9 protein-coding genes are annotated in these 13,466 nt (G+C 39.1%); all 9 read left to right on the forward strand.

What is annotated here, in order from left to right; translation table 11 throughout:
* The first annotated feature begins 71 nt into the window (after positions 1 to 71).
* Positions 72 to 551 carry a prepilin-type N-terminal cleavage/methylation domain-containing protein gene (locus H3T55_RS08895; protein WP_225534197.1) on the forward strand — a complete coding sequence of 160 codons (480 nt, stop codon included), beginning with the start codon at positions 72 to 74 and terminating at the stop codon, positions 549 to 551.
* 61 nt (positions 552 to 612) lie between these two features.
* The gene (locus H3T55_RS08900; RefSeq protein ID WP_225534198.1) at positions 613 to 1,395 is read left to right on the forward strand and encodes a prepilin peptidase; all 783 of its coding nucleotides are present in this window, start codon (positions 613 to 615) and stop codon (positions 1,393 to 1,395) included.
* A 29-nt stretch (positions 1,396 to 1,424) separates the two neighbouring features.
* Positions 1,425 to 2,465 carry a type IV pilus biogenesis protein PilM gene (pilM, locus tag H3T55_RS08905; RefSeq protein WP_225534199.1) on the forward strand — a complete coding sequence of 347 codons (1,041 nt, stop codon included), beginning with the start codon at positions 1,425 to 1,427 and terminating at the stop codon, positions 2,463 to 2,465.
* A 6-nt stretch (positions 2,466 to 2,471) separates the two neighbouring features.
* The gene (locus tag H3T55_RS08910; RefSeq protein WP_225534200.1) at positions 2,472 to 3,104 is read left to right on the forward strand and encodes a hypothetical protein; all 633 of its coding nucleotides are present in this window, start codon (positions 2,472 to 2,474) and stop codon (positions 3,102 to 3,104) included.
* Positions 3,101 to 3,688 (forward strand): hypothetical protein, encoded by a 588-nt coding sequence (locus H3T55_RS08915; RefSeq protein ID WP_225534201.1) that lies wholly within the window; start codon positions 3,101 to 3,103, stop codon positions 3,686 to 3,688. Before H3T55_RS08910 ends, H3T55_RS08915 begins: the two co-directional genes overlap by 4 nt.
* Before the next feature lie 28 nt (positions 3,689 to 3,716).
* On the forward strand, positions 3,717 to 7,745 hold the full coding sequence (locus H3T55_RS08920) for a pectate lyase-like adhesive domain-containing protein (RefSeq protein ID WP_225534202.1): 4,029 nt from the start codon (positions 3,717 to 3,719) through the stop codon (positions 7,743 to 7,745).
* A gap of 138 nt (positions 7,746 to 7,883) precedes the next feature.
* Positions 7,884 to 8,990: a DUF3114 domain-containing protein gene (locus H3T55_RS08925; RefSeq protein WP_225534203.1), complete on the forward strand. Its 1,107-nt coding sequence runs from the start codon at positions 7,884 to 7,886 to the stop codon at positions 8,988 to 8,990.
* Positions 8,991 to 9,224: 234 nt separating this feature from the next.
* A complete protein-coding gene (gene nifJ, locus H3T55_RS08930; RefSeq protein ID WP_225534204.1) occupies positions 9,225 to 12,896 on the forward strand; it encodes a pyruvate:ferredoxin (flavodoxin) oxidoreductase in 3,672 nt (1,223 codons plus the stop codon).
* Positions 12,897 to 13,007: 111 nt separating this feature from the next.
* Complete coding sequence (locus H3T55_RS08935; RefSeq protein WP_225534205.1) at positions 13,008 to 13,352, forward strand: YrdB family protein; 345 nt, start codon at positions 13,008 to 13,010, stop codon at positions 13,350 to 13,352.
* Positions 13,353 to 13,466: the final 114 nt, after the last annotated feature.

Raw genomic sequence — 13,466 nt, forward strand, 5'->3', positions numbered from 1 at the left:
CCGGTAATCTATGTTGATCATATAAAAAAACAACCGTACATATGGAATGTACACAGAAAGGGGAAACAAAAATGTTAAAAAATGTAATGAAGGATGAGCGAGGACTTTCGTTAGTAGAGTTACTTGCAGTTGTGGTAATCATGGCGATTATTGCTGGGATTGGTGCAGTAGCGATTTCCAATGTTATTCAAAAAAATAGAGAGGATGCAGGAATTTCAAATGTGCAGTCATTAATGAGTTCAGCTAATTTATATCAAATGTCTGAAACAGGAGACGATGCCATTGGTAAAAAGAGCCCTGCAGTAACAGCGGCTGATCTTGAAACTAAAAACTACATTACTCAGATTGGTTTTTTGAAGACAGGAACTGACGTAACATTCCATACAACTAGCAAAGGTAATATATTGATCACTGTAGCAGCGGATACGCTAACTGCGGGGTCAAAAGGAAGTAAAAAACTTGATCATGTGAACGAAAAAGAAGTTGCTGAGCTGACAAGGGATCAACTTTGGAAAGATGGTCTTACAGGAGCAGAAACAGCAGCACCATAATTCAATAGTAATATATATCAAGCAAAGCCAAAGCTTTGCTTGATATATAAAGGAGAATATTATGAACATTACACCTTCCACATACGAATACCTATTCTTTTACATATTCATCTTCATCCTAGGGTCTTGTTTAGGATCTTTTTTTCTACTGATCGGTCAACGGCTTCCGCGAGGAGAAGATATCATCAAAAAACGTTCACACTGTGAGAATTGCGATCACTCCTTGACTTTTTTAGAATTAATCCCCATCTTTTCTTATGTTTTTTTACGAGGAAAATGCCGCCATTGCCACCAAAAAATCGGTGCTGTCTATCTTAGGTTTGAATTGCTGTCAGGAACTTTATTTTCTTTATCTGCTTTTTTACTGCGGACGACGAATGAAACCCTAGTTGCTTGGACCTTACTATCGTTATTGCTGATCATTACTGTTACGGATATCACAGCTCAGAAAATACCAAACAAAGTGCTGTTGCCCTTTTTTATTCTTGCTATTATTGAACGAGTATTTCTGCAACAATTGAATCCTTGGTGGTTTCCGATTGCTGGCTTTGTTGCTGGTTTTGGCTGCTTATATCTGCTTGCTCTTTTAAGTAAAGGCGGGATGGCTGGCGGAGATATAAAATTGTTCGCTGTTTTAGGGATATTCATTGGTCCGATCTATGTCATGATCACTTTGGTTTTAGCAAGTGTATTCGCATTGATCTACGCAATCGGTGAGATGATCGTTCGAAAAAAATTAAGAAGACATATCCCGTTTGGTCCGTTTATCGCTTTAGGAACGTGGGTTGTCTACTCCTATGCAACGGGACAGCTTCAATATCTCTGGTCAATACTTTTCGGTTAGATTTTTAGAAGTAGGATAAATAGCTTGAAATGGAGGGAAAGATCATTTTAAAAAAAGGGTTAAAAACGATTGTCGGCTTAGATATTAAAAAAAACGTGATCCGTTTTGTAATATTAAAAAGTACAAATCCAGTTGTGATCCATAAAAAAGGAGAGCTGGTTTTAAAAGCCAGTATCTTCAAAAATGGAAAATTTGCGAATAAGCACTTGTTATATGAAGGGTTGAAGCAACTATTTAAAGAGCATCATATCAAAAATCCTCATGTGATATTTTCAGCGTTCAATCATGAGCTGTTGATTCGCAGCATTCCCGATAATGGGATGCGTAATGAAAAAGAGGTCAAACAATTTTTGTTCCTGGAACTAGGTGAATCAATTTCTGTCCCCTTTGAACAGCCGATCTTTGATCTATTGATATTTGAAAAGCAAAATGCTAGACAAAAAAAGCAAGTGAAAAAGAAGGCTGCTAAAAAGAACACCAAGACGGTAAAACGTGATCGAATGGTCGTTGATGGTGAAATTTATTTTGTTGCAACATCAGAGAAAACATTGACTGAAGTCGGTGACGAGATCCAGCGTGCCGGTGGTATTCCAAGTGCTGTAGATCTAAATTCCGTTGCTTATACTAGAGCAATCAATCGAAATATCAAGTGGACAGATGTTTTACTTTTGATCGAGGTAGATTGTGGTGTGGCAACATTTACTATTTTTGAAAACCATATCCCGATTTATAGTCAATATGAAGAGTACAATAGTGCAAACTGGAAGTACATTGCAAATGACGATGACACTTACCAAGCTGAATTTAATAAGCCGAAAGAAATCGAGGAACTTGGGGAGTTGGCAGACATCACAAAAAATATTTTGTACTACTACACAAGTACGCTATCCAACGGTAAAAAATTAGACAAAATTTACCTAGTAGGAGAAAATCCGCTTTTATTTAAAAATGTACTTTCTTCTATCGAAAAGAGAGTGGAAATTCCTGTGATCGCAGTCAATACAGAAAAAAGATTTAGCATTCCTTCACCTTATTTATTAGCTGCCGGACTTGCGATGAAAGGAGTTTAAGAAGCGATGAATATTAATCTATTGCCTGATAAATTTTATAAAAATCAAGCAACATTACTGATACTCTTTGTTTTTCTTTTATTGCTCTTAGTTGCTGGAGGTGGGTTGACGACGGTGTATCTCGTTTCTCAACAGCAAGTAAAGACGCTGCAGCAGGCCGCTCAAAGTAAACAGGTAGAAAAAGCGAAGCTGACGGGAATGATTTCTAAGCAAAAGAAGGAACAATCAGAAGAGGTACAGACGTATTTGACAGAACTAAAAGGAGCGCAGGTTCAATTTGCTGAAATGGCCAAACGCTTGGATGAAACTGTTATCAAGCATCAACAAGTGATCGAAAACTATCAAATCATTGTTCCGCTCAATGAAGGCATGGAAGAAGAGGAAGCAACTCAAGCAAATGTCGTGAAAACAGATGATGGACAAGAAGTGATTCAAATAGATTTATCGATCAAAGGTCAAAAATTAGCGAATATTGGTGCATTGACAGAAGCATTAAATAAAATCGATTGGGTACATCAAGCGATTTTTATTTCTTCATCTGCTGAGGAAGAGGCATCTCAAGAATATAAATCAGTGATTCAGATTCAAGCCTTGAAGGAAAAGTTACCGGCAATCAAACGTGGAGGAGAGCAGGAATGAAAACAATCATTTTTACTAAAAAGCATATTGTAATTACTATTGTTTTGTTTTTTCTTCTAGCGTTCATGATCATAACTGTTTGGTTTACTGGTATTTCAGCCAAACAAGCTGAAGTAGGTAAGATTCAAAAAGATATTCAGGGGTTGGAAAGTGAAGTTGCCGCACTTAGACAAACTAGTCAAACATTATCCAGCAAGAAAAATCTACTTGATTCAGCTATCGTTAATGAGCTTCCCCGTTTTTCTAAGGGCATCCAAATTCAAGAATACTTAAGCGGACTTGAGCAAAAGGTGGCAAAGAATAAAATTCAGCTGAAACAAATCACTGCAGAAGACACGTTGCTGTTTTCTTCACCAAGTGATCCAACAAAAAAAGTTTATTCCAGTAAAATCGTTTTGGATTATAGTGCAGCTGGCAAAAATGAGCTCTTTGCATTTATCCAAGCATTAGAAAATGATCAACGATTTATCAAAGTAACAGACTATAGTTACACATTTGGTTCAGAAGAAGGGGAGCAAAGCACATTTGAATCGACGTTATTGTTTAATTTGTATTATCTGAATGTCGAAGAAGAAGAGGAATGATCTAGAACGTTCAAGGAGGACTCGATCTATGAAAAAAGGAGTAAGAAAAAAGAAACGAATATACGGTATTGGAAGTATCATTTTTCTGATGCTTATTTCTTTTTTAGTGTATCAGGGCTATTGGTTTATTCGAGATTTTGGGAAAAATAACTATCATTTAACGGTTGAAAAATATATCCAGCCGGAACTAAAAGAGCAAATCGGAGTGCTGCTGGAAGTAGAGATAAAAGAGCCAAAGAAAGAAACGATAGTGCTCAAATCAAAACAGGATCAAGTGATTTCACCAGAATCACTGGAAGGGCTGGATATCGAGGGACTAAAGATACTCTCAGGAGAAAACGCCGCATCTGATGGTGTAAAGATTGAAATTGAGAAGTCTGATAAAACAAGAACCTTTAAACTGCCGATCCCAATTGCTCAAGATAGCCAAGATACCATTGAAATTTATCGAGAAGGTCGCAAAATAAAATCGACGAAAATCAACTATTCTTTGCCAAAAGAAAAGCAAAAAAAGAGCCGAAATACAGCGTTAGCATCTAAAGATACCCTTTATGCAACAACCGGCGCTGTTGCAAAAACGAATACCAACTATGATATGTTTCACTTACCATTAATGACACAGCTTCAAAATTTCAATCCAAGTAAGAAAAGGATCGTCTATAATTATCAAGAGTTGATCGATGCGCTAAAGGACTCTTCGATCGATGATATTGAATTTGGCGCAAATATATCCGGTACTGCTGAACTGCCTAAAGTCAATCGGTCATTACGAATCGATGGTAAAAACTTTACGTTTTCTTCTACAGCAACTTCCAATGCTAACAGAACCTTCCGATTGGAACGAACAAAAACACCGCAAACATTTGCTTTCGTGAACATGAAAGTTGACATTCGAAATTCAAGCGGACTGATCCAAAGTGATAACTTACTTTCTAATGATAATGAATGGGTAGTGTTGATTGAAAATGTCTCGAATACTTATCGTGGAGAAATCGGTTCTTTTATCAATATTCCGAGAGCTTCTTTGGTCATGAAAGGTATAGTAAATTGGGTGTCAGGAACAAGAACGGATGATGTGATCAATGCTACAGAAATCTTGATCACAGATGGTGCGAAGGTCGATCTCACAGGTGAACGAACGACGATTCGCCTCTATCCTCAAAATAATAGTATCAACACAACATTTGTCGCTGAAAAAGGGTCAGTTTTAAATATCCACAGCAGAAAGCGTCAGGCGATTTATGCGAATGTAGAAGGTAGTCGTAATCGAGTCTATTTTGAAGCGCGAGATCAAGAAACTGTCGTCAATGCAACCTCTAATGGGAATGAAACGGGAGCGATCGGTGCAACGATTTCCTTGTGTGGTGCCTCTAATAATAGCTCTGATACTACAAAATCACTTACACAAGTAACCGCGGGTGCTAAGATCAATGTCCATAGTTTAGGTCTGACTAACAATAAACAAAGAGCACAGCCGGCGATGATCAATCAAGTCACAGATAGTAATTTTCATGTAGATGGAGAAGGTTCGGAATTAAATTTGATCTCAGAAGGAGAAGGGAACAACATTGGTGCTGTTCTACGTTTTCGTCTGGTCGGCGGCCAAACGTTTCTGATCAAGAATAAAGGGAAGGTAACGATCGATAAAAGATACGGTGAAGCTTCAGGTGTTCGATTATATGGACAGAATAATCAATTTTTAGTGCAAGCTGGAGGGAATTTGTCGATCAATAATCAAGCAGATAAATCTAGCGGCGGACGTCCGACAAATGGCGGAGATCTAGCAGGGAAACAAGGCGTGCAATTTCCAGTAGATGGAAGTGGACGAACCTCGGTTTTTGCTTTAGAGGGCAAAGGCAGCGAGGTCTATATTAAAGCCGATTTAGGTCCAGCGCTCTGGACACAATATGGGAACCTGCGCTTTTTAATTGGCAAAGATACGATTTTTAGAGCAGAAGGCACTACGAATAGTCAAACAAGCGGAATCGTTCAATCAGCAGGCACAGCCAGCTTTGAGATCGATCAGCCACGTTTTTATGATTTAAGAAACAATCGGTCAAATGGAGGACAAGTATTTTCCAGCGGCACAAATTCAGGAACTTTTGAAGCAAACAAATCCTATCTTTCAGTGTGGGAAATCAAAAATAATGTTGATTTAGATAAAGACCCAGATGCCTATTGGGCGCCGATCTCCTATAAATTGACCGGCTCACATTTTGAAAGAATCGTGAGTACGGATTATCCTAATGAGTTTAATACATCGACTTATAAAGGAGCGAATCGCTATAGTCGGATGAGCGGGAACGGCTCAGCTCCGACAGTGGATGAACTTAGAGTTCCGACGAATGCAGATAAAACAATCTATGGTCATGTGAGTGTCAAAGTAGGCTATGGAGATGAGATGCGTGATGCTTGGGAAGATGAAGTTTGGGTCACGGTGCAGGTGAAAAGAGACGGAAAGATCCTCTCAGAAGAAGTTTTGTCTACGAAAGGAATCAATAATGATTTGCCAGGTGTCAAGCAATGGGACGAAGACGAAGCTAGAGGCGGTATTTTTGTGATGGATCGCGATGATTTTTTACGTACAGGAGATACCGTTGAAGTGATCGGTGCCCATCGTGGGAGAAAAAATGAGGTCGGTGAAACCAGTGAAGAAAAAGAGACGATTTTGGTTAAACCGGTCACAACAGTCGATGTAACTCCACCTCAAAAATTAACAGTTACAAAAGATCCATTAGCAGAAAGTTCGAGCAAAATCACGAACGCAACGAAACAAATTAAAGGCACGATCGATCTGTATGACGAGCGGGAAGAAAAAATAATGGATGAAATTTATGTTTTTCCTAAAATCAATGATCAGTTCGTAAAAGAAAGCATCACAAAAATCACCAGTGAAGGGAAACAAAAAGGTGATTCGATCGTTGCCTGGACGATAAATTTACCGAGCTATTTATCAGCTGGAAGCCAAATTGAAATCTATGCAAAAGATCACAGTGACATTGGTGAGCTGCAAGACAAAGATAAGCTTTTGACTCATACTAAAGAGCCAAATGATTTGTGGGGGAATCTGATGCCGACAGCACGTGGATATGAAAGCTACAAAGGGTATCATGATGCAGTGAAAACCAGTAAGAAGGACGAGCGCTTTAAGCCGGCGACACTTTTGACTGTGGAAGATATTATTCCGGAAGGTTTGGTTATTTTTCCTGATTCTGTAAAATCAAGCACGAAAGTGAAAGATTCTGTAACCAATCAAGAGATCGATATTACTAGAGTTGGCAGTCGATTGACTTATACAGGGAAAATTAGAAGTGAAGACAATCTGTCAAATTCCAGAAAGATTGTCCAGAACGTTTTTGCCCAAATAGTGATACCAGAAGATCTAGCTGAGGAGGAATTAAATTTTACCTTCAAGAAAAAGAAAATCTCAGATTCAGAAGATAAAGCAGTAGAAGTCAGCGCAACATATGATCCGGTAACTAGAATGCTCACGACGGAGACGGATAAAGTCAATCTATCGATAGAAGACGAAATTCTTTTTTCATTTAGCAGCATCGTGACGAGGATTCCAGAAGGTTCTCCATCCTTTAGCTTATCGGTCAAAGCACAAGGTCGCTCCCCAGAGGAAATTCCTTTTGTGCCGGGAGACTTTATTCCTGAAAATCAGCGTGTATTAGCTGCAGAAGTGATAATGGTCAGTCCGATGCCGGAAAACACGAAGCCGACAGATCCTGATCCTATTATCGAAGACGGTAATGCCTATGTTCGACTTTCAGTGGTGAACAAACGACTGACAGCCTATTACCGCAATGTCAATAAGATCATCATCAAAATAGATGGGGACAAGTATAAAACATATACCCCACAACTAGCGACTGCAGAAAAATCTATTTTATTGGATATTCCGATCGATCAGCACCGTAGAAATATCACAGCAGAATATTATTACCCTGATCCAAATAATGCAGGGAATGTTGTTAAAAAAATTGCCAGCTGGAATAAAGATAAGTGGAATGATGCAGTAAATGATGCTTTGGATAAGAAAACGGACCAATAAATAAGAGAGAAATAAAAAACAACCTTATCGATCGTTGCCTAAAAGGGAGCTATGATAAGGTTGTTTTATGAATCAGAAACTATAAGACCGTCATTTTGATCAGACGAATGGTATACTAATCAGAAAGAAGGGAGATAGATGAAGGTGAAAAAGGAATTATTAACAACTATCCCTGATGATTACATCCCTAAAACTCTTTCACTGACTGAAAGAACTGTCTATACTCTTACGCTCAAAATCCAATGTAATAAACAAGTCGATCATGGTTGGGATAGGGATGCACTAAATTGCTATGCAGAATATCTAAAAAAAAGAATAGATGAAAAACCGATAGTATTTGAACACTTACTTGAAGAGAGTGAGAAGCAACTTTTTCTTATTGGGTCTCCTTTATACGAACAATTATTTATTCATAGTAACTTATCTAATAAAGAGAAAGTTCATTTGGTTATAAAACAATTGGGTGGTTTTCTGAATGATAATAATGATTTGGCATTTTCTCTGACAGAGTATGCAGTTGATCCAGATCTAGCGCCAGGCTCTTCTTTTTTAGATATTTTTGCAAAAACTGTTCAAAAAGCGTATCCAAATGGATTGAAAATCAAAGACTCAGATAAAAAGATAGACCGATCAACTCTAAAAAAAAATTATCCTGATGAGATCATGCTGCATCAATTTCGCCATCGATTAGACAAACACAACGTGTTATATGTAAAAGAATATCGTCAGAAGCATAATCTACCCACCGATGAAGCAGCAATCAAAATGATTCTAAAGGATGGCTGGTTTTACGCAGATCCGCAGTATCACAATCGAGCACTTTTAGGTATAGATGTGACAGCAGGTGATATTCGTAGCGGGCAACGAGTCTTAACAAAAAGAGGATTGCTCAAAAAAATCAGAAAGCGCGGCTTCTATCGAAAAATTTTATCTGCTGATTATCATAGTGAATTTATCATTGATGAAGCAGGAGAGCTGATCAGCCAGTGGACGACGAAAACACAAGAAACAGCTTACCAGCAAATGCCGATCGCCAATGGTGAATCTTTCAATTACGGCGAACGCCCTCGGTATGACTCGACCAAGAGCCATAATCGATTAGATGGTATGCCACCTCATTATTTTGATCCAACTCAGCGGATGCAGATCAAAAAGAATTGGATTTCGCCAAAAGATGACTGGTTTTATCAAGTGATTCGCCGCTTAGCTGAAAAAGGTTGTCGATTTAAGAAAAAAGTAAAGTAATCATTTTAAAGGATATTCCCAAATTTTACTTACGCCAAAAGTAGAGTTTGTGAAGTCCTTTTTCTATTTTTAACTAAAAATAGTCAAATCTTTCCATGTGAAAAGTAAGAAATGTGTAAAAGTTTGTGAAAAAGTTCGACAAACCGTTTCAAAATCATTTCGTTTCCGTTATAATAAACAAGAATATGCGTGCAACTATTCTACTTATATAATAGAAGGATGATGACGATCATAATGCGAAAAATGAAGACGATGGATGGAAATACAGCAGCTGCTTACATATCGTATGCTTTTACAGAACTAGCAGCCATTTACCCGATCACACCTAGCTCAACAATGGCTGAATTAGTTGATCAATGGTCAGCAGAAGGCAAAGAAAATATCTTTGGTCAACCGGTCAAAATTGTTGAAATGCAGTCAGAAGCTGGAGCAGCAGGAGTCGTACACGGCTCATTGAAGACAGGTGCTTTGACAACGACATATACAGCTTCACAAGGCTTATTATTGATGATCCCGAATATGTACAAAATCGCTGGAGAATTACTGCCGTCAGTATTTCATGTTGCCAGTCGAGCTGTAACAACGAATGCATTGAATATTTTTGGCGATCATGGGGATGTGATGGCTGCCCGCCAAACTGGATTTGCCATGTTGTGTGAGAGCAGTGTGCAGGAAGTGATGGATTTATCGGCCGTTGCTCATTTGGCTTCAGTCGAATCAAGCGTACCGTTTATTAATTTTTTCGATGGCTTCAGAACAAGTCATGAAATTCAAAAAATCGAAGTGCTGGAATATGATGAGCTGGCGCCATTATTAAATCAGGAAAAAGTCAAAGAATTCCGCAGTAGAAGCATGAACCCAAATCATCCTTCTGTCAGCGGAACAAATCAAAATCCAGATATCCATTTCCAACAACGTGAAACGATCAACCGTTACTATGAAGAAATTCCAACGATCGTGAAGCGCTATATGGATGAAATCAATACTTTAAGAGGAACAGACTATGATTTAGTCACTTATTATGGTGCAGAAGACGCTGAAGAAGTCATTGTATCGATGGGGTCTGCTGCTCAAGCAATCGAACAGACGATCGACTACTTAGCCAAGCAAGGACGAAAAGTCGGCTTTTTAAATATTCATTTATATCGTCCGTTTCCAGTTGAGAACTTTTTAGAAAAAATGCCCAAAACCGTTAAAGCTATTGCAGTGATGGACCGTACGAAAGAACCAGGTGCTGGCGGAGAACCATTATTATTAGATGTTCAAAGTGCAATGTATGAATCAGAGTTACGTCCAATGATCATCGGGGGACGTTACGGTTTAGGGTCAAAAGATGTCTTGCCCAACCAAATCGTCGCGATTTATGATGAGCTTAAAAAAGAAAAGAAAGCAGCAAAATCACGCTTTACGATCGGAATCGTTGATGATGTAACATATACTTCTTTGGATTGTGGTGAAGCGCTTGATTTAACGAACCCAAAAACATACCAAGCAAAATTCTGGGGCTTTGGTTCAGACGGTACTGTTGGAGCCAATAAATCTGCAATCAAGATCATCGGTGATCATACTGATAAATATGCACAAGGCTTCTTTTACTACGATTCTAAAAAATCCGGCGGGCTGACCGTTTCTCATTTACGTTTCGGTGAAACGCCGATCCGTTCGACTTACTTGATCGAACATGCTGATTTTGTGGCTTGTCATACAGCAGCTTATTTGCATACGTATGATTTAGTCAAAGGATTGAAAAAAGGCGGTACGTTTTTACTGAATACCGTTTGGAATGATGAACAATTAGAACGCTTTTTACCTAACAAGCTAAAAAAATATCTCGCTGAAAATGAAATCAATTTCTACACGATCAATGCAGTTAAATTAGCGAGTGAAGTAGGTTTAGGCGGCCGCATCAATACGGCGATGGAAACAGCTTTTTTCAAGCTTGCTGACATTATGCCGTTTGACGAAGTGCTGCCGATTTTAAAAGAAGAAGCCCACAAAAGTTATGCTAGAAAATCAATGGCTGTCGTTGAAAAAAATGTGCAGGCGATCGAACGTACAGTAGAACTATTGCATAAAGTTGAAGTACCGGAGGCATGGAAAACAATAGAAGTGAAACCGAAAGTCCGTAAAGCGAATGTAACGGATTATGTTCATGAAATTGTTGAGCCGATCAATCGTCAAGAAGGAAATGAGCTACCAGTTGGAGCGTTTATCAAAAATGATATGACTGATGGCCGGATGCCGCTTGGAACAACAGCTGTTGAAAAACGCGGCATTGCGGTTGAAGTTCCAGAATGGATCAGCGATCGTTGCACAATGTGTAATGAATGTGCATTTGTGTGTCCTCATGCAGCGATTCGTCCATTTTTGGCAGATGATGAAGAGATGGACGAAGCGCCAGAAGGATATATCGTAAGAGAAATGCGCGGTAAAGACGGCTTGAAGTACCGAATCCAAGTTTCAGTAGAGGACTGTACTGGTTGTGGTTTGTGTGTAGATGCTTGTCCTGCTAAAGGAAAAGCTTTGGTTATGAAACCATACGAAGAGCAAAAAGAACAAGCGATGAACTGGGCGTTTTCGATGACCTTGAAACAAAAAGAAAATCCTGCTAAACCAAATACAGTGTTAGGGACTCAATTCAATAAACCATTATTAGAATTTTCAGGTGCTTGTTCAGGCTGTGGTGAAACGCCATACGTAAAATTATTAACACAAATGTTTGGCGACCGGATGATGATCGCAAATGCAACAGGCTGCTCTTCCATTTGGGGCGGTGCAGCTCCTGTGTCACCTTATACGACAAATGATGAAGGACAAGGGCCTGCTTGGTCTAACTCTTTGTTGGAAGATAATGCGGAATTTGGCTATGGAATGCTATTGGCGAATCAAACACGCCGTGAACATTTAGCCTTGAAGATGACAGAAGCGATGCCTTTTGCTTCTCCTGAATTAAAACTGTTGATGGAAGACTGGATCGAACATATGCATACTGGTGAAGGAACTCAGCAGCGTGCAGCGAAACTGAAAGCAGCATTGCTGGATGAAAAAACGAACCAGCCTGCTTTAGAAGCAGTGTACGCGGATCATGATCTATTTGTGAAAAATAGTCAGTGGATGATCGGCGGCGACGGCTGGGCCTATGACATTGGTTACGGCGGGATCGATCATGTATTAGCTAGTGGAGCAGATGTAAATATGCTGGTTTTAGATAATGAGGTATATTCCAATACTGGTGGACAAACCTCAAAAGCCACACCTGCATCTGCGATTGCTAAGTTTTCAGCCAGCGGGAAATACGTTTCTAAAAAAGATTTAGGGATGATGGCGATGACCTACGGCAATGTTTATGTGGCGCAGATCGCATCAGGAGCAAACCAAATGCAGACGATCAAAGCGTTTGAAGAAGCTGAACGCTTTCCTGGACCTTCGATCATCATTGCCTACACACCTTGTATCACTCATGGCTTAGCGGGCGGTATGAGCAAGACTTTACAAGAAGCGAAAGAAGCAGTCAACTCTGGCTATTGGTCACTTTATCGTTATAATCCTGAACTTAGAGAAGCTGGAAAAAATCCAATGACGCTAGATTATAAAAAGCCGAATTTTGCTGAAATGAAAGACTTTATGCGTAAACAAGTTCGTTTCTCTTCTTTAGAATCCACTCAGCCGGAATTTGCTGGTAAGCTATTCGATAAAACAGTAGATGATGCGAAAAATCGGTTTTATAATTATGCGCGAATGGCTGGGCAAGAAGAAAAAATCAGGGCAAAACTAGAAAAGACAGATATAGACGTAGTTGTTGAAAAGGCTCCGCGGGTCAAAAAAGAACGAGTTGTTGATCCGGAAGCTAGACGTGCTGCTAGACGAGCAGAACGGGCAGCAAAACGAACTAAATCAGAAGAATAATCAATGGAGCGAGTGCGGAGCAAAACTAAAAATCAGTTTTGTTTCGCACTCTAAACATAATCGACTTTTTCAACCTCATTGCTGCTATTGGTCAAAAGAAGGAGTGAATAGATGAAACCCTTTCAAGTGATGGATGCGGGGTTTGCTTTCTTTCTTGAAGTGTTGTCAGTTTTTATTTTGGGATACTGGGGATTTACATTTCAAGCAGGAAAAATGGTGCAAGTTTTGTTAGGACTAGCAGCTCCTATTTTGGTTTGTTTGATTTGGGGCAGGTGGTGTGCACCGGGTTCTGACAAACGTTTAGAAGGCGCAGCACTACTTTTGCTGAAAAGTTCTATTTTTATTTTAGTTACGTTCTCTTTAGCTAATGTGACTAATCTTTTAGCTGCCAGTATTTTTGCAGGTTTATCAACGAGTCATTTAGTTGTCAGTGCCTATGTAAAAAATCTGAGTTAACGAAGGACATAGATATTTATTAACGTGTTATTTTACATTTCATTTCATAATTTTTTTCTATCTTTTATTCTCCATTCTGTAACCGAATAAAAGAGTGTGGTATACTAATAAAGA

The sequence above is a fragment of the Enterococcus sp. S22(2020) genome (genome assembly GCF_020295385.1).
In the GTDB taxonomy this organism is placed as follows: Bacteria; Bacillota; Bacilli; order Lactobacillales; family Enterococcaceae; genus Enterococcus_L; species Enterococcus_L dunnyi.